General features: G+C 67.3%; 20 protein-coding genes and 1 pseudogene. 15 read left to right on the top strand and 6 right to left on the bottom strand.

Features of this window, described 5'->3' with window-relative positions; all coding sequences use genetic code 11:
- Window positions 1–23: 23 nt before the first annotated feature.
- Complete coding sequence (locus tag ACMUOY_RS01605) at window positions 24–1,031, bottom strand: tripartite tricarboxylate transporter substrate binding protein (protein WP_413890405.1); 1,008 nt, start codon at window positions 1,029–1,031, stop codon at window positions 24–26.
- 34 nt (window positions 1,032–1,065) lie between these two features.
- A complete protein-coding gene (locus ACMUOY_RS01610) occupies window positions 1,066–1,827 on the bottom strand; it encodes a GntR family transcriptional regulator (protein WP_413890407.1) in 762 nt (253 codons plus the stop codon).
- Window positions 1,828–1,861: 34 nt separating this feature from the next.
- On the opposite strand from ACMUOY_RS01610, the gene ACMUOY_RS01615 reads away from it, so the two are divergent.
- From ACMUOY_RS01615 to ACMUOY_RS01645, 7 genes are all read left to right on the top strand, one after another.
- Window positions 1,862–2,680, top strand: coding sequence for an amidohydrolase family protein (locus ACMUOY_RS01615; RefSeq protein ID WP_413890409.1), 819 nt, complete (start codon window positions 1,862–1,864; stop codon window positions 2,678–2,680).
- Window positions 2,681–2,829: 149 nt separating this feature from the next.
- The gene (locus tag ACMUOY_RS01620; protein ID WP_413890411.1) at window positions 2,830–3,096 is read left to right on the top strand and encodes a hypothetical protein; all 267 of its coding nucleotides are present in this window, start codon (window positions 2,830–2,832) and stop codon (window positions 3,094–3,096) included.
- A 107-nt stretch (window positions 3,097–3,203) separates the two neighbouring features.
- Window positions 3,204–4,583, top strand: a complete 1,380-nt coding sequence (locus ACMUOY_RS01625; RefSeq protein WP_413890413.1) for a magnesium and cobalt transport protein CorA — start codon at window positions 3,204–3,206, stop codon at window positions 4,581–4,583.
- Between the two features lie 13 nt (window positions 4,584–4,596).
- Window positions 4,597–5,043: a hypothetical protein gene (locus tag ACMUOY_RS01630; RefSeq protein ID WP_413890415.1), complete on the top strand. Its 447-nt coding sequence runs from the start codon at window positions 4,597–4,599 to the stop codon at window positions 5,041–5,043.
- An 84-nt stretch (window positions 5,044–5,127) separates the two neighbouring features.
- Window positions 5,128–5,940, top strand: coding sequence for a UDP-2,3-diacylglucosamine diphosphatase (locus tag ACMUOY_RS01635; RefSeq protein ID WP_413890417.1), 813 nt, complete (start codon window positions 5,128–5,130; stop codon window positions 5,938–5,940).
- Window positions 5,941–5,950: 10 nt separating this feature from the next.
- Entirely contained in the window at window positions 5,951–6,319 is a 369-nt protein-coding gene (locus tag ACMUOY_RS01640; RefSeq protein WP_413890419.1) for a diacylglycerol kinase, read from the top strand.
- 83 nt (window positions 6,320–6,402) lie between these two features.
- Window positions 6,403–7,614: a glycosyltransferase gene (locus tag ACMUOY_RS01645; RefSeq protein WP_413890421.1), complete on the top strand. Its 1,212-nt coding sequence runs from the start codon at window positions 6,403–6,405 to the stop codon at window positions 7,612–7,614.
- A 12-nt stretch (window positions 7,615–7,626) separates the two neighbouring features.
- On the opposite strand, the gene ACMUOY_RS01650 is transcribed toward ACMUOY_RS01645, so the two are convergent.
- Both ACMUOY_RS01650 and ACMUOY_RS01655 read right to left on the bottom strand, forming a co-directional pair.
- Window positions 7,627–8,523, bottom strand: coding sequence for a DMT family transporter (locus tag ACMUOY_RS01650; protein ID WP_413890423.1), 897 nt, complete (start codon window positions 8,521–8,523; stop codon window positions 7,627–7,629).
- Between the two features lie 690 nt (window positions 8,524–9,213).
- A pseudogene (locus tag ACMUOY_RS01655) lies at window positions 9,214–9,720 on the bottom strand (flavin reductase family protein); the annotation flags it as partial.
- A gap of 99 nt (window positions 9,721–9,819) precedes the next feature.
- On the opposite strand from ACMUOY_RS01655, the gene ACMUOY_RS01660 reads away from it, so the two are divergent.
- The 5 genes from ACMUOY_RS01660 (at window position 9,820) to ACMUOY_RS01680 (ending at window position 14,385) form a co-directional block, all read left to right on the top strand.
- On the top strand, window positions 9,820–10,857 hold the full coding sequence (locus ACMUOY_RS01660) for a peptidase M29 (RefSeq protein WP_413890425.1): 1,038 nt from the start codon (window positions 9,820–9,822) through the stop codon (window positions 10,855–10,857).
- A gap of 24 nt (window positions 10,858–10,881) precedes the next feature.
- A complete protein-coding gene (locus ACMUOY_RS01665) occupies window positions 10,882–11,715 on the top strand; it encodes an alpha/beta hydrolase (protein WP_326539941.1) in 834 nt (277 codons plus the stop codon).
- 22 nt (window positions 11,716–11,737) lie between these two features.
- Entirely contained in the window at window positions 11,738–12,112 is a 375-nt protein-coding gene (locus ACMUOY_RS01670; protein WP_413890427.1) for a hypothetical protein, read from the top strand.
- Between the two features lie 55 nt (window positions 12,113–12,167).
- Window positions 12,168–13,424 carry an acyl-CoA dehydrogenase family protein gene (locus tag ACMUOY_RS01675; protein ID WP_413890429.1) on the top strand — a complete coding sequence of 419 codons (1,257 nt, stop codon included), beginning with the start codon at window positions 12,168–12,170 and terminating at the stop codon, window positions 13,422–13,424.
- A gap of 184 nt (window positions 13,425–13,608) precedes the next feature.
- Window positions 13,609–14,385 carry a DUF2817 domain-containing protein gene (locus ACMUOY_RS01680; RefSeq protein ID WP_413890431.1) on the top strand — a complete coding sequence of 259 codons (777 nt, stop codon included), beginning with the start codon at window positions 13,609–13,611 and terminating at the stop codon, window positions 14,383–14,385.
- Window positions 14,386–14,474: 89 nt separating this feature from the next.
- Here ACMUOY_RS01680 and ACMUOY_RS01685 read toward each other — a convergent pair whose 3' ends face one another.
- Entirely contained in the window at window positions 14,475–15,053 is a 579-nt protein-coding gene (locus tag ACMUOY_RS01685) for a cob(I)yrinic acid a,c-diamide adenosyltransferase (RefSeq protein WP_413890433.1), read from the bottom strand.
- A 159-nt stretch (window positions 15,054–15,212) separates the two neighbouring features.
- Here ACMUOY_RS01685 and ACMUOY_RS01690 point away from each other — a divergent pair, with 159 nt between their 5' ends.
- The 3 genes from ACMUOY_RS01690 (at window position 15,213) to ACMUOY_RS01700 (ending at window position 18,413) form a co-directional block, all read left to right on the top strand.
- Window positions 15,213–15,890 carry a bacteriohemerythrin gene (locus ACMUOY_RS01690; protein ID WP_413890435.1) on the top strand — a complete coding sequence of 226 codons (678 nt, stop codon included), beginning with the start codon at window positions 15,213–15,215 and terminating at the stop codon, window positions 15,888–15,890.
- A 247-nt stretch (window positions 15,891–16,137) separates the two neighbouring features.
- Entirely contained in the window at window positions 16,138–16,761 is a 624-nt protein-coding gene (locus ACMUOY_RS01695; RefSeq protein WP_413890437.1) for a bacteriohemerythrin, read from the top strand.
- 224 nt (window positions 16,762–16,985) lie between these two features.
- Window positions 16,986–18,413 (top strand): FAD-binding oxidoreductase, encoded by a 1,428-nt coding sequence (locus ACMUOY_RS01700; RefSeq protein WP_413890439.1) that lies wholly within the window; start codon window positions 16,986–16,988, stop codon window positions 18,411–18,413.
- 87 nt (window positions 18,414–18,500) lie between these two features.
- On the opposite strand, the gene ACMUOY_RS01705 is transcribed toward ACMUOY_RS01700, so the two are convergent.
- Window positions 18,501–19,508: a CsgG/HfaB family protein gene (locus ACMUOY_RS01705; RefSeq protein ID WP_413890441.1), complete on the bottom strand. Its 1,008-nt coding sequence runs from the start codon at window positions 19,506–19,508 to the stop codon at window positions 18,501–18,503.
- Between the last annotated feature and the right edge of the window lie 277 nt (window positions 19,509–19,785).

The following is a 19,785-nucleotide window of genomic DNA, read 5'->3' on the forward strand; positions in this document are numbered from 1 at the left end:
GCACGGTGAAAAGAGTTGCGGGTTCATTCGAGCGTGATGCCACGGGCTTTCACCACCCGGGCCCACAGCGCGATCTGCTGGTTGACAAAGGCCTGAGCGGCCTCGGGGTTGCCCTTCTGGATCTCGCCGCCGAGCGTGGCGATGCGGGCTTTGACCTCGGGCGCATCCAGCGCCTTCTGCAGCGCGGCCGACAGCCTGGCGACCACCGGCTCGGGCGTGCCGGCGGGGGCCAGCACCACGTTCCACTCGTACACCTCGGCGCCGGGCACGCCGGCCTCGGCCAGCGTGGGCACGTCCGGCAGGATGGGCGTGCGCTTGCCCGAAGTCACCGCGAGGGCGCGCAGTTTGCCACTCTGGATGTGCTGCAGCGTGGAGGCCAGGTTGCCGAAGAACACCGGCACCTGCCCGCCGATCACGTCGTTCAGGGCCGGGCCACCGCCCTTGTAGGGCACGTGCACCATGTCCGCCTTGGCGGCCGATTCGAACAGCGCGCCGGCCAGGTGCTGTGCCGAGCCGTTGCCGGACGAGGCAAACGACACCGCGTCCTTCTTGACCTTGGCCGCCGTGATCAGCTCGGCCACGTTCTTCGCCGGGAACTGGGCGTTGACCAGCACCACGTTGGGAAACAGCGCGATCACACCGATGGGGCGAAAGGCTTTCTCGGTGTCATACGGCAGCTTGGGATAGAGCGACGGGTTCACCGCGAACGACGAGGCGTCCAGCATCAGCGTGTAGCCGTCCGGCGCGGCCTTGGCCACGGCGGCCGCGCCGATCTGCCCGCCGGCACCCGGCTTGTTCTCGACGATCACGTTCTGGCCCAGCGCCTCGCCCAGTTTGGGGGCGATCAGGCGCGCCATGGCGTCGGCCCCGCCGCCGGGTGGGTAGGTGACCACCAGCGCGATCGGTTTGGTGGGCCAGGCGGCCGGGGCCTGGCCCGACGCCGTAGCTGAAAACGCTATCAATGCAATAGCTGAAAGTGACCGCACGACGCTGGGAAGTGCCTTATTTGGCTTGAAATTCATGATCCACATGGCTGTCTCCTTTGATTTTGGGGGGTTGCGGTGCTCAGCGCACCTGCGCGGTGTACTGGAAGGCAAAGGCATCACCCAGCGTGGTTCGTTGCTCGATGCAGCGCCCGGCCAGGTCGAAGGCGCGGCGGTTCACCTGCACGCAGGGGTGGCCGGCGTCCAGGCGCAGCAGCGCGGCCTGTTCGCGGGTCAGCAGGCCGAAGCGCAGGTCGTCCTCGGCCCTGTTGACCGTGACGCCGCACAGGCCCTGGTACAGCGGGTAGAGCAGGTCGCCCCAGGCGGCGGGGTCGGAATCTTTCAGCGCGTCGAAAGCCGGCAGCGGCAGCCACAGCTGCTCCAGCAGGCAGGGCTCGCCGTCCAGGCTGCGCAGGCGCTCCAGTTCCAGCACGCTGGCACCCGTCGGCAGGCCCAGGGCCTCGGCCGTTTCCGGCACGGCGGCCACCACGCGGCGCGACAGGATGGTGGAGGTCGGCGTGGCTGTCAGGTCACCGCCGTGGCGAAAGCGGAAGAAGCGCAGCATCGACGCCCCGCCCAGCCCCGCGCGCACAAAGGTGCCACGCCCGTGTTGGCGCTCCAGCAGGCCCTCGGCCACCAGCAGCGCCAGCGCCTGGCGCAATGTGCCCAGCGCCACGCCGTGCTCGCGCGCCAGTGCGGCTTCGGCCGGCAGCGCCGTGCCGGGCACCCATTCCCCCCGCGTGATCCGTGCGCGCAGGCTGGCGGCCAGCCAGCCGTAGCGGCTCTGGCCGGGCGCAGGCTGGTCGGCTCCAAGGCCGGCGGCAGAAGAAAAGGCGGCATCCATTGATTTAGTCCTCTAGATGACTAGAATGTAAACCATGGTTCCTGATTTGTCAAAAACGGCGGTGGACAGCCACTTTCATGTGTTCGACGCGCACCAGGCTCAGCCCGGCGCGCGCTACACGCCAGCCTATGCCGCGCCCCTGGCAACATGGCAGGCCGCCGCCCGGCCGCTGGGCGTGCGGCGCGGCGTGCTGGTGCAGACCAGTTTTCTGGGCACCGACAACCGCCTGCTGCTGTCCACGCTGGCGCAGCACCCCGAGACGCTGCGCGGCGTCGCCGTGGTGGCGCCCACCGCCAACGCGGACACGCTGGCGCGACTGCACGCTGCGGGCGTGCGCGGCATCCGGCTGAACCTGTCAGGCGTCTCGCACCACATTCCGGAGTGGTCTGCCGCCACCGCCTTGTGGGACGCCCTGGCCGCCCTGGGCTGGCACGTGGAGCTGCACACCGACATCGGCCGGCTGCCCGGCGTGCTGGCGCAACTGCCCGCCGCACTGCCGCTGGTGATCGACCACCTGGGCAAGCCCGAAACCATGGCGGCGGGTGACGCCACCGTGCGTGCGCTCGCAACCCGCGCGCGGCAGGCGCCCGTGCACGTGAAGCTCAGCGGCGCCTATCGGCTGGGCGGGCTGGACGCCGGCGCGCTGGCGCGCTTGTGGCTGGGCGAACTGGGGCTCGACCGTCTGCTCTGGGGCAGCGACTGGCCCTGCACCAACCATGAAGCCCATGCCGACTACCCGGCGCTGCACCACGCGCTGGACGACTGGCTGCTGGACCGCGCCGCTGTCGAGGCGGCGCGCGTCGACAATCCAAACCGCCTTTACTGGGGCTCAGGCACCGGCAGCGCGGGCTGACCCGGCGCGCCCCTGTCACAAAACCTTCATCAACGAAGGGTGAGCTCCAGCGCACAATCGGGCACCCCCTTCAACGACCAATCGCGCGGGATCCTCCATCGATCCGATGGATTCACCTGCCGCTTGACCGCCCTCTCGAAAGCCCACCCATGCATGCCCTCAAGGAAGCCCGGAAGTTCATTGAAAAGGACCCTTTCGACCCCGCCGCCCAGACCCTGTCCCGTCTGGTGCTGGCCCTGGAATCGGAGGTGGACTTTCCTATCTCCCAGCTCTACACCCTCGATTTCCAGCGTTTCGCGCTGGCGCTGAGAATTCTGGATGAGTGGCGCCTCGACCGGTATTACGCGGGCAAGGCGCGCCTGTTCGACGTCTCCCTGCAGTCGGCGGAAATCAACCGCGCCAAGCCGTCCGCCTGAGCGGCACGCCGAACGATGTCCCTCGACCCCAGCGGCCGTCGTTTCGCCCAGGGTGACCGGCGGCCGGAAGCCCAGCCCCCCTTGCGACGCCCCGCCCTGTCAACGCCGTGGACGCCCGACTGAACCCACCTGCCGACCTGCCTGGGTTGCTGGACAGGGTTGCGGACATCCTGAAGAAGCAACGGCGCGTCGAGGGCATGGTGCAGGGGCAGCACATGCCTCGCCAGGACATCGTGGAAACGCTGGTGCACCGACAGCATCTGGCTGAACTGCACCAGTTGATGGCCCCCCTCAGCACCCCCGAGCTCGGCGCGATCCTTGAGGCATTGCCCCTGGCCGATGCCACGTATCTGTGGGCGCAGGTGCCGCCGGGCCGCGAAAACGAAGTCCTCTGGGAAATGTCGGATGCGCGCCGGGAGCAGCTGGTCGGCAGCCGGGAACCCTCCTTTGGCGACAGCCAGATTCAGGCGTTCGAACGGGTCGACGGCAAGCTCCGGCAGGTGGTGATCGAAAGCCGGAAAGACCTCGACGGACTCTCGGCCATCTGGATCGACCTGCTGGGCGCCACCAAGGCCGAGCGGGCCTATGTGGGCGCGCATTTCGGCCTCACCCTGCCCGACCCCGACGATGTGACGGACCTGGAAGTCAGCACGCGCTACCACGTCGAGGAAAGCGGAGGCATCTACCTGCATTCCAACTTTCTGCTCGACAAGGAAGGCGACTCCCGCAGCGTGCCGGTCGCCTTCATCCTGCACAAGGGGATTCTGTTTTCACTGCGCAATGAAGAGCTGCCGGTGTTCCGCCTGCAGCGACGACTGGCGGCCACGCAGGTGGGCTATGCATCCGACAGCCACGACGTGCTGCTCGATCTGTACGGGGCCGACGTCGAATACTCGGCCGATTCGCTGGAAGCCATCTACGCCACGCTTGGCAAAGTGGGCCGCCAGGTGCTCAGCGAGACCATCAGCGACGGGCAGGCAGCCGCCATCCTGGGCGACATCGCCGAGGAAGAAGACCTGAACGGCCGCATCCGCGGCAACATCCTGGACACCCAGCGCGCCATCAACTTTCTGATGCGCAGCAAGACCCTGTCGGCTGCCCAGCTGGAGGATGCCAAGCAGATCCTGCGCAACATCGAGTCGCTGAACAGCCACACCTCGTTTCTTTTCGACAAGATCAACTTCCTGATGGATGCCACCGTCGGCTTCATCAACATCAACCAGAACAAGCGCATCAACCAGCTGACGGTCTTCGGCGTGGTGTTCATGCCCGTCAACATCCTGGCCGGCATGGGCGGCATGTCGGAGTTCTCCATGATGACGCAGGGCATGCCCTGGCCGCTGGCCTACGGCGCCTTCCTGATCGTCTCGATCCTGATGGGCACCGCGACCTACGTGGCCCTGAAACACTTTGAACGAAGAAGAGCACGCAACGACGCCGGCGCCGCCACAGGCCTGTCCTGGCGGGACGGGAACCGTCGCGTCTGACGGACCCCAGGTGATGCGCCCGACAAGCCTGTTCCTTCTGGCGTGCCTGAACGTGGCGTGCATCTCGGTGTCCGCCGCGACACCCGGGTGCGCTGCAACGGTCCAGGAACTGGCGCGCATGACCGGAGAGCCGGCCTTTCCGTTGAAATGGACCGAGACCACCATGGGCGATGGCAAGCCCCTGCTGGTCTCCATCTCGGAGCGCCAGGGCGTGCTGGCGCTTGAATTCACCAAGACCCGGGAAGGCCTCTGGGCTGAAAGCACCGGGGTCATCTGCCTGTCCGGCGTCGATCTGGAAATCGTGTTTTCCCGAGAGCAGATCCGCCTGGGGCCGGCGGCGAACTGGCTCATGCGCCAATCGCTGGGTCAAGGGGGGACCTTCCGGATATCAAGACTGGCAGCGGACCGGCTCAGGATCGCAACGGTCGGCTGGAACGGTCACTTCGTGCCGATGAAATAGGCTGTCACGCCACTGCAACATGCGCCTGCCATGCTAGGGCATGGAACGCGATTTCGAGAGACCCACGCCCACAGACCTGAAGCCTTGCTGCTTCGTTTCCCTGACCCCGGCTTCGGTGTGACGATGCGCCAGGTCCGTTCCATCTTTCTCTCCGACATTCATCTGGGCACAAAAGCCTGCCAGGCCCACCACCTGCTGGATTTTCTGAAAGCGTATTCGGCCGAACATGTGTTCCTGCTCGGTGACATCGTCGACCTCTGGTCCATGAGCCGGGGCGGCATCCACTGGCCGCCGGCACAGAACACCTTCGTCCAGAAAATGCTGCGGCGCGCGCGCCATGGCGAGAAGGTCATCTTCATTCCCGGCAACCATGATGAAGCCATCCGGGAATACATCGGTTCCTCGTTTGGCAACATCCTGGTCGAGAACGATTACATCCACACCGCCGCCGACGGGCGGCGCTATCTGCTGCTGCACGGTGATGAATTCGACCAGGTGACGCGGCACCACCGGTGGATTGCGATCCTGGGAGACCAGTCCTACAACCTGCTCGTGCGGCTGAACATCTATCTCTCCTGGCTGCGCCGCACGCTCAAGCGCCCGGGTTATTGGTCGCTTGCCGGCTATGCCAAGCGCAAAGTCAAGACGGCGATCAACTTCATCTTCAACTTTGAAGAATCCGTGATCCGCCACGCCCGCGAGAAGGGCCTGGACGGCGCGATCTGTGGCCATATCCACTGGCCGATGATCAAGGAAGTCGATGGCCTGTCCTACATCAATTGCGGCGACTGGGTGGACAGCTGCACCGCCATCGTCGAGCACCTGGACGGGCGCATGGAGCTGATCCACTGGAATCGGGTGGTGGTCCCGGCCACACCCCCGTTGCTCGCCGCCTGACATGGAGCCGATGGAAAGCCCGCACAAAGGCAAGACCGGGATCCGGCGGCTGCTGATTGCCTTCGGCTATTCGTGCGCTGGCCTTCGGGAGGCTTTTCGCAATGAAGATGCGTTTCGCCAGGAGGTCCTGCTGGCCGGCGTGCTGGTGCCGCTGGCTTTTGTGCTGGAGCAAGACATGGCCGCTCGGGCCTTGATGATTGCCTGCGTCCTGTTGCTGTTGATCGTCGAGCTGATCAACTCGGCCATCGAAGCGACGGTGGATCGCATCTCGCTGGACAACCACCGGCTCGCCAAGCGCGCCAAGGACATCGGAAGCGCCGCCGTGCTGCTCAGCCTGGTCAACCTGGCGCTGGTCTGGGCCCTGGTCCTGTTGCGCTGACCCCGCACGGAGCCACCCGACCCGCCCGCTGTGCGCCGCATGTACCCAGATCAACTCGTGGTGGATTCAACCGCTCATCCGACATGAAAATTCTGTTCATCTCCGACGTCTATTTCCCCCGGGTCAACGGCGTCTCGACGTCGATCGAAACCTTTCGCCACCACCTGCGCGATCAGGGCCACACGGTGCACCTGATTGCGCCGGATTACGGCAGCGCCGGCGACGACGAAGCGGAGATCACGCGCGTGCCTTCGCGGCGCATCCCGTTCGACCCCGAAGACCGCCTGATGAGCTACCGGTGGGTCATCGGGCGCACCGAACAACTGCGCGCCGAGCGCTACGACATCCTGCACATCCAGACGCCGTTCGTGGCCCACTACCTGGGCGTCCGGCTGTCACGGCAGCTGGGCATTCCCTGTGTGGAGACCTACCACACCTTCTTTGAAGAGTACCTGCACCACTACGTCCCGCTGATTCCGCGTGCGGTCACACGGCTCCTGGCCAAGCGGTTCTCCCGGCACCAGGGCAACCGCCTGGATGGCATGGTGGTGCCGTCGCACCCCATGTTGCAGGTGCTGAAGGCCTACGGCATCACGACGCCGACCGAAGTCATCCCCACGGGCATGGAGGCCGGTCGGTTTGTGCCGGGCGACCGCCCCGGCTTCCGCCGCGACCACGCCATCCCCCCAGACCGGCCGGTGCTGCTGTTTGTCGGTCGCGTGGCGCACGAAAAGAACATCGAGTTCCTGCTGAAAACCGTCGATGAAGTCCGCAAGACGATTGCCGGTGTCTTGCTCGTGATCGCAGGCGAGGGTCCGGCCCTGGAGAGCCTGCGCCACGAGGCGCGCCGCCTCGGCCTCGGTGCCCACACGCTGTTCATCGGCTACCTGGACCGCCACCGTGCGCTGAACAGCTGCTACCGCGCCGCCGACGTGTTCGTGTTCGCCTCGCGCACCGAGACCCAGGGTCTGGTGCTGCTGGAGGCCATGGCGCAAGGCGTGCCGGTGGTCTCGACCGCCGAGCTGGGCACCCGCGACGTGCTGCGCGAGGGGCTCGGGGTCCACATCGCGCAGGAGGATGCGGCCGACTTTTCCGCCAAGGTGATGCGGCTGCTGAACGACAGCGCCCTGCGCGAGACACTGGGCGCGGCCGGGCGCGACTATGCACAAGGGTGGTCGGCCAGCCGCCTGGCGCGGCGGATGCAGGAGTTCTACCAGCAGGTACTCGCCGCGAGGGGATTGCGCGAAGACCGGATGGCCCCCCTTGGCGCGGCGACGCGCGCGCAGCCTCACTGAGCAACGAGCCGCTCAGCCCGGCTTGCGGTTCACCAGCACGATGCCCGCCGCCACCAGCGCCAGCGCGGCCAGCAGGCTGGGCGTGACCGCCTCGCGCAACCACAGCGCGCCGAACAGCAGCGCGAAGATCGGCGTGAAGAACACGAACACCGAAATCTTCGTGGCCGGGTAGCGCCCCAGCATCCACATCCACGCCAGGTAGCTCGCGAACGCGCCGACCACGGTCTGCACCAGCAGCGACACCGCGGCGAAGGCGCTGAATTCGAAATCCCAGTGCTCGCCGAGGCCCGCTGACAGGAAGGGCAGCACGATGGTGCTGACCGCCACCTGGTAGTACAGCATCTTCTCCGCCGAAACCCGCGCCAGCGTCGTCGAGCGGATGGTCACCGTGGTCAGGCCCCAGAGGGCGCCCGCTGCCAGCCCGAGCAAGTCACCGGGCCAGGTGACGCCCGCACCGCCACCGAGGAAGCCCTCGCGCAGCGCAAAGGCCACGGCCGCAAACGCGCAGGCCAGCCCAGCCCATTGCACCGGACGCAGCCGCTCGGTCTTCACGAACAACGGCAGCAGGGCCGCCACCCAGAACGGCGAGGTGTAGAGAAACACGGTCAGGCGGGAAGCGGAGGTGTGCTGCAGCCCCAGGTAGATGCAGGCGAACTCCCCGGCGAACAAAGCGCCGGCCAGCAGGCCCGCCCCCAGCGAGCCGTCGCGCGTGAACAGCGCCACGCCGCGCATGCGGCACCAGATCCACAGCAGCAGCGTGGCCCCCGCAAAACGCACCGCCGCCTGAAACACCGGCGGCACCTCGGCCAGCGTGGCTTTCACCAGCACCTGCTGGAAACCCCAGAACAGGCAGCAGGCCAACAGCAGCGTGGTCGCAGTGACGTCGAGGTGGTCTTTGCGGACGGTCATGGCGTGCATGGTACGGGCCGCGCGCCCGGCAAGGCGGTCCGCGAGGCGACAGCTGCGACGTCGGTGGCCAGGGTCACGAGCATCAGTAACTTATTTATTGATAGCAAACAATGACCTGAATATGCTGGGATGGGGCTGATTTTGTTTGAAATTCTGTTGGCAGGCCCATCACCCACCCGCCGCCAGCCGCTGCAGCATGCGTTTGAGGGCGTCGACCTCGCTGGCGGACCAGTGCGCGAGCTGGCCCTGCTCCTGGGCCCGGGCTTCGGTGATCAGAATGCGCGCCGCCTTCAGCCCCGCCTCGCTGGCCGCCACCAGGGTGCGGCGCTGGTCCTGCGGGTCGGCGCGCAGCACCAGCAGGCCTTCGTCGGCCATGCGCTGCACGAGCTTGGTCACGGTGGGCTGCTTGGCCAGCACGTCGCGCGCCAGCTGGCCCACGGGCACCGCACCATCAACGCCTGGGATCGTGCCGTCCGCCGCAGGCGCTGCACCCGCGCCAGCTGCAGTGGCTGCCGCATGGGCGTCATGCAGCAGCGCCAGCACCCGCCAGGCGATGTGGGTGAGCCCCTGCGCGGCCACCGAGCGCTCGAAGTTGCGGTACACCGCATGGCTGGCCTGACCGAGCAGGTAGCCCAGGTAGCCGCCCACGAAGCGCGGGTCTGGCGCCTGCGGGGCCGAGCTGTCGGCCTGCAACGGGTGCTCGGTGTAGAACTTGCCGCCATGAAACAGCAGCGGCGAGGCGTCCGCGCGGTGGCTGCAGCGCTCCACCTCGCCGACGAAGATGACGTGGTCGCCCTCCTCGTAGCGGCTGCGGTTGAAGCATTCGAAAGTGGCCGCCGCGCCGGCCAGCAGCGGTGCGCGGCCGGCGCCCTCGGTGAAGGCCACGCCGGTCCAGCGGTCCGCGCCGCGCGCGGCGAAGCGCTCGGCCAGCGCCTTCTGGTCGGCCGCCAGGATGTTGATCGCGTAGTGCGAGCCGGCACTGAAGGCCGGCAGCGAGCCGGCCGCGCGCGCCAGGCTCCAGAGCACCAGCGGCGGATCGAGCGAGACCGAATTGAACGAATTGGCGGTCAGCCCCACCTGCTCGCCTTCGGCCGTGCGGGCCGTGACGATGGTGACACCCGTGGCAAACATGCCCAGGCTGGCGCGGAACTCCCGCGGTGAAAACACCGGCGGCGCGGCCTTGCGGGGTGGGCTCATCGTGGATTGCCAATTACATGAAATTTCATGAATAATGATACCGATTCGGACGAACCGCAATGCCCATTCCGGGAGCGCGGGATTGGTGAAAGGCGATTCATGCTGCAGGAAATCATCGAACCGGCCTGGCTGGACGCCTTCGAGGCGGTGCTGGGCCGCTGCGCGCTGCAAAAAGGCGACACGGTGGCCATTCTGGCCGAAACCCAGAGCCGCCCGATACTGCCGCTGCTGGCGCGCCTCGCGGCCCAGCGTCTGGGTGCGCAAGTGTTCACTCTGACGCTGCCCAGCGTGGTGGGCCGCGCCGGGCCACCCACCCGGTCGACGGGCGCGTCGGACGCGATCCAGCAAATCAAGCCGGTGATCCACGCGCTGGCCGCCAGCACGCTGGTGGTGGACTGCACCGTGGAAGGCCTGATGCATGCCCCCGAGCTGCCCGCCATCCTGAAAGGCGGCACCCGCGTCATCTACATCAGCAATGAACACCCCGAGGCGCTGGTGCGCCTGATGCCCGACGACGCCACGGAGGCGCGCGTGAAGGACCACATCAAGCGCCTGCGCGCGGCCAAGGCCATGACCGTCTCATCCCCGGCGGGGACCAATCTGCGCATTTCGCTCGAAGGCGCAGTGGCCGGCGGCAACTGGGGCTTCACCACACGGCCCGGCACCCTGACCCACTGGCCCGGCGGCATTGCGCTGGCCTTCCCGGCGGCGGGCAGCGTGAACGGCACGCTGGTGCTGGCGTCCGGCGATGTGAACCTGACCTTCAAGCGGTACGTCGAATCGGCGATCACGCTGACCATCGAGAACGACTACGTCACCGCCATCGAGGGCGCGGGGCTGGACGCGCAGCTGATGCGCAGCTACATCGAGGCGTGGGGCGACCGGGAGGCGTACGCGGTTTCACACGTCGGCTACGGCCTGTGCGACGCCGCGCGCTGGGACAGCATGGCGCTGTACGACAAGCGCGACTTCAACGGCACCGAGCTGCGCGCCTTTGCCGGCAATTTCCTCTACAGCACCGGCGCCAACGAGGTGGCCGGGCGCTACACGCTGGGCCACTTCGACCTGCCGATGCGCCACTGCACAGTGCAGCTCGACGGCGCCACGGTGGTCGACCACGGCCGCGTGGTGGACTGACCGAGCGCGTACACAGGCTTCCCGATGACCGCCTTGCCAACCTTTTCCTCGCTGGGCTCCGGCCCCATCATCCTGATGCTGCACGGCATCGGCGGCGGGCACCGCGCGTTCGCGCCGCAGGTTGAAACCTTCGCCTCGCTGGGCTACCGCGCAGTGGCCTGGGACATGCCCGGCTACGGCCACAGCGCGCCGATCGAGCCCTACACCTTCAAGGGTCTGGCGCAGAGCTGCATCGCGCTGATCGAAGCCCTGCTCGGTGCCGACGACGAGCGCCGCCGTGCCGAGCATGGGGGCTCGGTCATCCTGCTGGGGCACAGCATGGGAGCCATGGTGGCGCAGGAGGTGGTGGCGCGCCGGCCCGAGCTGGTGAACCGGTTGATCCTGTGCGGCACCTCGCCCTCCTTCGGCAAGCCCGATGGCGATTGGCAGCGCGACTTCATCGCCCAGCGCACCGCGCCGCTGGACGCGGGCCAGAGCATGGCCGACCTGGCGCAGGTGCTGGTGCCCCAGATGATCGGCCCCGGCTCGCTGCCCGAAGGCGTCGCACTGGCCACGCGCTGCATGGCGGGTGTGCACCCGCCGGCCTACCGCAAGGCGCTGGAGGCCATCGTCACCTTCGACCGCCGCGCCGCGCTGCCGCTGATCCGGGTGCCCACGCTGCTGGTGGCCGGCGAATTCGACCGCAACGCGCCGCCGGCCGTGATGCAGAAGATGGCGGGCCAGATCGCCGGCAGCCGTTATGCCGAGCTGCCCGGCATCGGCCACCTGCAGAACCTGGAGGCGCCCGACGAATTCGATGCCCTGGTGCTCGGCTTCCTCGCCGACACGGCGGCGCAGGCCCGGCGCACCCTGCACTGAGCAGACCGGATTGTTGTTGCTCATGGCCGAAGCACGAACCCGCGCCGCTCTGCTGCTGGCCCAGGACGGGCAGCGGGACGGCCGCGCCATCGTGCCACGCGTGTACCTGCTTGAGGCCACCGACGCCACGCGCCGGCCCCCGGCTTTTGGCCCGCGCCGCGCCACCCCCTTCTTCGGCTACGGCTACCAGTTCTGGCTGTACCCGCTGAAGACCCGCACCTTCGCGCTGCAGGGCATCCACGGCCAGACAATCTACGTGCAGCCTGCCAGCGGCATCGTCATGGTGCAGACGGCGGTCTTTGACCAGGCCAGCGGGCGCACCGACCCCGAGCCGCACGCCGAGCGCGACGCCCTGTGGCGCGGCGTGCTGGCCACGCTGGGCGGCTCCCTCGACTGACCCATTGCACCGCACGAACCGATCGCATCCACCGACCTTCCAGGAGACACCACCCATGACCGAGCAAGCCCCTTTGAGCTTCACCCCAGCCGTCGGCGACACCCCACTGACGGCCAAGCAGCGCCGCCTGCTGACCCTGGCGCATGAACTGGGCCGCGACAAGTTCGCCGGCCGCGCCGCGTTGTGGGACCGCGAGGGCAGCTTCCCCTTTGCCAACTACGACGACCTGCGCGAGGCCGGCCTGCTGCGCCTGTGCGTGCCCGAGGCCGACGGCGGCCTGGGCGCCGACTACGCCACCTACATGTTCGTGGCCGCCGAGCTGGGGCGCTTCTGCGGCACCACCGCGCTGACCTACAACATGCACATCTGCTCCACCATGTGGACCGGTGTGCTGGCCGACGGCATCCCGATGAGCGACCAGGAGCGCGCCGAGCACCTGCGCCGCCGCCAGATCCACTTCGAGCGCGTGGTGAAGGACGGCGCGGTCTACGCCCAGCCCTTCAGCGAAGGCAGCGCCGCCGCCGCAGGCCGCGCGCCGTTCGGCACCACGGCGCGCAAGGTGGAAGGGGGCTGGCGCATCAACGGGCGCAAGATCTTCGCCTCGCTCGCCGGGGCCGCCAACTTCTACGGCGTGCTGTGCACCGAGGACAAGGGCGACGACAAGCCCGACGCGCGTGACACCCTCTACATGGCCGTGCCCGCCGACGCACCCGGCGTGGCCGTGAGCGGCGACTGGGATGTGCTGGGCATGCGCGGCACGGTCAGCCGCACCCTCACCTTCCAGGATGTGTTCGTCAGCGACGACGAACAGCTCATGCCGCGCGGCGTGTACTTCAAGGGCGCCCAGACCTGGCCGGCGATGTTCTTCACCATCGCTGCCACCTACATGGGCCTGGCCGCTGGCGCCTACGATTTCACGGTGCAGTACCTGCGCGGCGAAGTACCCGGCGAGCCGCCGGTCAAGCGCCGCCAGTTCCCGACCAAGCAGATGGCCGTGGCGCAGATGCGCATCCAGCTGGAGAGCATGCGCTCGCTGTTCCTGCGCGCGGTGCAGGAGGCCAAGCCCAACCCGAGCAAGGACGAGAAGCTGCGCCTGTACGCCGCGCACTACAGCGTGATGGAAGGCGCCAACGACATCGCGCGCCTGGCCATCCGCACCTGCGGCGGCACCAGCATGATGCGCCACCTGCCGCTGGAGCGCATGTACCGCGACAGCCGTTGCGGCGCGCTGATGCTGCCCTGGACGGCCGAACTGGTCATCGACCGCATGGGCCGCGAGACGCTGTACGAAGCCGGCGAGCGCGACGAGTGATCGGGCCAATAATGACGGGGTGATCAGCCCTTTGACGCCCCTCGCGCCGCTCACCAGGCTCCCGGCCGCCGCCGGACGGCGTTTGCGCCAGCGTCTGACCCGTCTCTTTTTGATAGCAGTTTGTGGCCTTCCGGCGCTGGGATGGGCCGAAAAAATCCCTAAAACCGGCGCCGAACGGCCCGCTGTGCCCCCCTGCGACGAGCTGGTGGCACACCTGCCCAACGTGTCGGCCGCCCTGTGCCGTGATGCCTTGCTGGTGCCCGGCCCGGCGCGCTCGGTGAAGGGGCGCTCCATCCTGCTGCGCGACATGCCCAGCCCTGACGCGAAGCTGCGCGTGCTGGTGCTCGGCGGCATGCATGGTGACGAGCTGTCATCGACCTCGGTCGCCCTGCACTGGCTCGCCCTGGCACAGAGCCAGCCGATGGATCTGGCGCAGCCGGTGCATTGGCGCTTCATTCCCGCGCTGAACCCGGACGGCCTGACGGCGCGCCCGCCGCGGCGCGTCAACGCCAATGGCGTCGACCTGAACCGGAACTTCCCCACCCCGCGCTGGGACCGCGAAGCGCCGTTCTACTGGGAACAGCGCACTCGCAAGGACCCGCGCCGCTGGCCCGGCCCTCGGCCGCTGTCCGAGCCGGAGAGCCGCTACCTGCACGACGAGATGGCGCGCTTCAAGCCGCACCTGATCGTGAGCATCCACGCGCCCTTCGGCGTGCTCGATTTCGACGGGCCCAGTGTGCCTCCGGCGCGCCTGGGACGCCTGTACCTCGACCAGGTGGGCATCTACCCCGGCTCGCTGGGCAACTACGGCGGCGTGCACAAGGGCGTGCCGGTGGTGACGGTGGAGTTGCCGAACGCCCAGCGCACGCCGCTGAATGCCGAGATGCGCCAGATGTGGATCGATTTGCTGCGCTGGATGAGCGAGCGCGTCAGTCAGGGGCTGGGCGAGCACCCGCGGTGAAAAACTGAATCAAAAGTGCCTTTCCCCAGCGTGGAAGGGTCACCGTGCGCTATGGATTCGTGAGTATTCAGCAAGTGCCGCCGTTTCGCTCACTCGGCCGCGCCCTGCTTCAAGCGCTCGCTGCGCCAGTACACATCGTCCCCGACGCTGCCGTCGCTGCGGTGGCGGTTCAGCACGCGGGCCAGCACAAACATCAGGTCGCTCAAGCGGTTCAGGTACTGGCGGGGCGTCTCCTTCAGCGCCTCCTCGTTGCCCAACGCCACCACCGCTCGCTCGGCACGCCGCGCCACCGTGCGGCAGACATGGGCCAGCGCCGCGCCGCGCGTGCCGGCGGGCAGGATGAACTCCTGCAGTCGCGGCAGTTGCTCGTTGTAGGTGGCCAGCGCTTCGTCCAGCGCCAGCACCGCCTCGGGCTTGAGCAGCTCAAAGCCGGGAATGCTGAGCTCGCCGCCGAGGTTGAACAGCTGGTGCTGGATCTCCACCAGCAGGTTGCGCACCTCGTCGGGCATCGGCTCGCAGAGCAGCACGCCCAGGTTCGAGTTCAGCTCATCCACGTCGCCCATCGCGTGCACACGCAGGCTGTTCTTGCTGACGCGCTGGTTGTCGCCCAAGCCGGTGGTGCCGTTGTCGCCGGTGCGGGTAGCGATCTGCGTAAGTCGGTTGCCCATGGTGTGTCTCCTTCGTGGTGCCGATTGTCGCCGCGAGCGCCCTCGCTCGTCTGCGGTGGCGCCACCGAGGGAAACCGGATGGCTCCGCGCCGCCGGGGCCCGCGGAGCGCAACGCCCTCGACAATCCGTTTACACTTGGATACAGATTTCTCCTTCCAGATGGCACGAAGCAAGGGTTCAGACCGGTTCTTCAAGGCGCTGCCGTTCATCTACATGGTGACCGGCGTGGCGGCCATGCTCGCCCTGCGCAACGGATTGGCTGTCTTGAGCGGCCTGATCCTGATCGGGGTCGGCGGTATCGAGCTGCTGCGCCGCGCCCGTTTCCAGCGCGAGCTGGAGCGCAGCGAATCCCGCCTGAATTCGCGCCAGCATTCGCGCATGGACTCGCGCATGAGCCGCAACCTCGATGGCGATTCCACCCAGTCGCTCATCCAGCTGTCCTGGCGCAAGTCCTTCGAATGCGGCCATCCGGTGATCGATGCCCAGCACCGCAAGCTGTTCGACATCGGCGACGGCCTCATCAATGCGGCGGTCAAGGGCAAGTCGCGCGACCACATCGAGTTTCTGCTCGACGAAATGACCGAGCACATCCAGGAGCATTTCGTCACTGAGGAAGCCGTGCTGGCGCGCACCCGGTATCCGCTCTCCGGGGAGCACCGGGCCCATCATGCCGACCTGCTCTCGCGGGCGCAGTCCTTGCGCGACGCCTACCGCAGCCACCGGCTCGATCTGGGCGAGCTGGTCGGCTTCATCACCTACGAGGTCATCGCCGAGCACATCATCAAGGAAGACCTCAAGTTCGCGCTGAAGGATCGGCCGTCAGCGACGGCGGCCTGAAGCCCGGCGGCGGCCTTTCGTGCTCCTGCGCCTCCGCCCATTGCGGGACCGTCTTCCCGTGCTATCAAGCCGTATGCCCGCGCAGTCGCCGGGGGCCCCCTCCCGTTCCTGGCGTTTGATTTTTATCAATGCCGCGTTGAAACTTTTTGCTACATTTCTCCGGTCTTCGAAAACACGGTGTCTTCGGGGATTTTTTTTGGAGAATCCCTTGGCAAGCAGCCCGCTTTCTGACCGTCTTTTCCACGCCTTGCCGTTTGTCTACCTGGCCGGCGGCGTGCTGGCCATGGTGGCCTTGCGCAGTTCGCTCGCTGTCTTCAGCGGCCTTATCCTGATGGCGGTCGCTGGGATTGAACTGTTGAGACGCACCCGGTTCCAGCGCGAACTGGAGCAAAGCGAATCCCGGCTGAACTCGCGCCAGCATTCGCGCATGAGCCGCACCTCGGACGGCGATTCCGCGCAGTCGCTGATCCAGTTGCGCTGGCGCAAGTCGTTCGAATGCGGCCATCCCCAGATCGACGCCCAGCACAGGGGACTGTTCGACATCGGTGACAACCTGATCAACGCGGCGGTGAAGAACAAGGCGCGTGACCACATCGAGTTCCTGCTGGACGAGCTCACCGAGCACATCCAGGAGCACTTCATCACCGAAGAGGCGGTGATGGCGCGCACACGGTTCCCGCTGTCCGCGCAGCATCAGGCCCACCATGCGGCGCTGCTGGCCAAAGCCCAGTCGCTGCGCGACCGCTACCGCCAGCACGAACTGGAGCTCAGCGAGCTGGTCGGTTTCATCGCCTACGAGGTCATCACCGACCACATCCTGAAGGAAGACCTCAAGTTTGCGCTGAAAGAGCGCGTGCCGGCGACCGCTTGAGAAGCCCGGCCATGCCCACAGGCTGAGCGGCGTCCCCAAATCCGGGATTCTGTGTCGTCCCGGGCATTTCCCATTGTCGGCTGAGCGCCTTCAGCTATCAATGACATAGCGTTTCCTGCGGACGCCGATGCTCCCGGCCCGATCCCGGCGAAGTGCTGCCGGCCCTGCCCCCGGCGCGGCAGCGGGTCTGGCCGTAAACTGCCGGCAAAGTCAGGAGACCCGCCATGAATGCACCCGCCGCCCTCGCCCATCTCGTGCCCGACGTGCGTCAACGCACGGTACCCGCCGCGCTGATCGACGCCCTGAAGGCCCGCTTCGGCGAGCGCTGCTCCACCGCGCTGGCCGTGCGCGAGCAGCACGGGCGCGACGAGTCGGCCTTCACCACCGTGCCGCCACCGGCCGCCGTGGTGTTTGCCGAGAGCACGCAGGACGTGGCCGATGCCGTGAAGCTGGCCAGTGAGCACGAGGTGCCGGTGATCCCCTTCGGTGTGGGTTCGTCGCTCGAAGGCCACCTGCTGGCGGTGCAGGGCGGCATCAGCATCGATGTGGGCCGCATGAACCGCGTGCTGAGCATCAACGCCGAAGACCTGACGGTGACAGTGCAGCCCGGCGTCACGCGCAAGCAGCTCAACGACGAGATCAAGTCCACCGGCCTGTTCTTCCCGATCGACCCCGGCGCCGACGCCACCCTCGGTGGTATGAGCGCCACACGCGCCAGCGGCACCAACGCGGTGCGCTACGGCACCATGCGCGAAAACGTGCTGGCGCTCGAAGTGGTCACCGCCAGCGGCGAGGTCATCCGCACCGGCACGCGCGCCAAGAAGTCCAGCGCGGGCTACGACCTGACGCGCCTGTTCGTCGGCAGCGAGGGCACGCTGGGCGTGATCACCGAGGTCACGGTGCGCATCTACCCGCTGCCCGAGGCGATCTCGGCGGCGATCTGCTCGTTCCCGACCATCGACGCAGCCGTGCAGACGACCATCCAGACCATCCAGCTCGGCGTGCCGATTGCCCGCGTGGAGCTGATCGACGCCAACACCGTGAAGATGGTCAACGCCTACGCGAAGCTCGGACTGCGCGAGGAGCACCTGCTGCTGATGGAGTTCCACGGCTCGCCGGCCAGCGTGAAGGAGCAGGCCGAGACGGTGCAGGACATTGCCAGCGAGCACGGCGCCCAAGCCTTCGAATGGGCCACCACCCCGGAGGAGCGCACCCGGCTGTGGACGGCGCGGCACAACGCCTACTTCGCCGCGATCCAGAGCAAGCCCGGTTGCCGGGCCATCAGCACCGACACCTGCGTGCCGATCAGCCGGCTGGCCGACTGCCTGCTCGACTCGGTGGCCGAGGCCGATGCGTCCGGCCTGCCCTACTTCCTGGTCGGCCATGTGGGCGATGGCAATTTCCACTTTGGCTACCTGATCGACCCCGACAAACCCGAGGAACGCGAAATCGCCGAGGTACTGAACCACAAGCTGGTCACGCGCGCGCTGCAGCTGGAGGGCACCTGCACCGGCGAACACGGCGTCGGGCTGCACAAGATGGATTTCCTGCTCTCCGAAGCCGGAGCGGGCGCGGTGGACATGATGCGCACCATCAAGCGCGCGCTGGACCCCAAGAACATCATGAACCCGGGGAAGATTTTCTCTCTCTAGACTCGGGAATGGTTTTCACCAAAGTGAGTGATCGCTCCAAAGCACGAAGGGCCTGCATAGCAGGCCCTTTTTTCGCAGCGGCAAGGCTTATTGCTTGCGCATCATGATCGCCTTGACCCAGCCCGAACCCCTCGCCGTGGCGACCTTCATGAAGCCGTTCTGCTCCTCGCCTTCGAAGATCACTTCGTCGAACTTGCTCAGGCTGAGCAGTTCAACCCCTTCGGCCGCTGAGCGGTAGACCTTCACGCCGGCGATCTTGGGCAGGAAAACGTCGCCCGCATTGCCGGTGCTGGCGCCAGCCTTGACGCTGGCCGCCGCGTTGGCCTGGTTGGCCGGGCCGGCCTTGGCCTGGATCAGCGAGGGGTTGTTGCGGATCGAGCGCACGATGTTGTTCCAGTTGTCCAGGAACGACGCCGCGATGATCTTGCCCTCGGCGGTGCTGCTGTAGCCGCCGAGCCCGCCGCCTCCGTAGCGCCCGAACACGGCGGCGCCCAGGTTGATGTCGGTCTGCGAGGCGCTGCCCTGCGCTGCGGCCACCTGGATGCCGCTGCGTGTGTCGGCAATCGTCATCGCGGTCTGTGCCTCCTTGAACTTGACCCCGCCGGCCAGCGCCCCGACCGCCGCCGCGCGTCCGCCAAAACTGCCCAGCAGGCCGCCGACACCACCACCGACGCCCCCCGCATTCGGGTCGGAGAACACCACATTGGGCGTCAGAAGGAAGTCCGCCGCCACCATCTGGCCCTGGCCGATGTTCTGGCCGCCCTGCAGCTGGCCGGTTGCGGCAAAGGCCCGCTCCTGCCCCATGTTCTGCAGCGCGGCGCCGCGCTCGACGATCTGGAAACAGTTGGATTGCTGGATGATCAGCCGGATGACGGCAGCCGGTGACTGCAGGCCGTAGCGCGAAAGCGATTGCAGGACCGCGTACTGGGGCTCGACCACCGCCAGCGTGCCCTTGGGGGCGTCGCATTTTTCCACCTGGGATGCATCGCCGGCGGGGCCCCCGCCTCCGCCCAGGGTCTGGGCGAACAGTGGGTTGGAAACCAGCACAGTTGCCACAAAGGCTACGCCGCCGAGGCGGTGAAACAAGGGATTCATGATTGCTCCTGGGTTAAGGCCCGCGTACGGAAGGCCCGGGGTTCACAGTTCTGGGACCGGATCGGCGGCCCGAGGATCAAGACAAGCCGGGCGGTGGGGTCGCCCGGGCGGACCCGATCCGCTCAGCGCCCGAACAGTCCCTTCAACACGTTGCCGGGGTTGCCCAACGGGTTGAGCACATCGCTGATGGAGGGCGACGTCGGTGCTGGCTGCGGTGGCGGCGCGGCTCCCGCCGAAGCATCCTGGCCCGCTGCGGGCGCCGCGGCGCTGGCGGGCG

The sequence above is a fragment of the Candidatus Skiveiella danica genome, from assembly GCF_022705245.1.
GTDB lineage: Bacteria > Pseudomonadota > Gammaproteobacteria > Burkholderiales > Burkholderiaceae_C > Skiveiella > Skiveiella danica.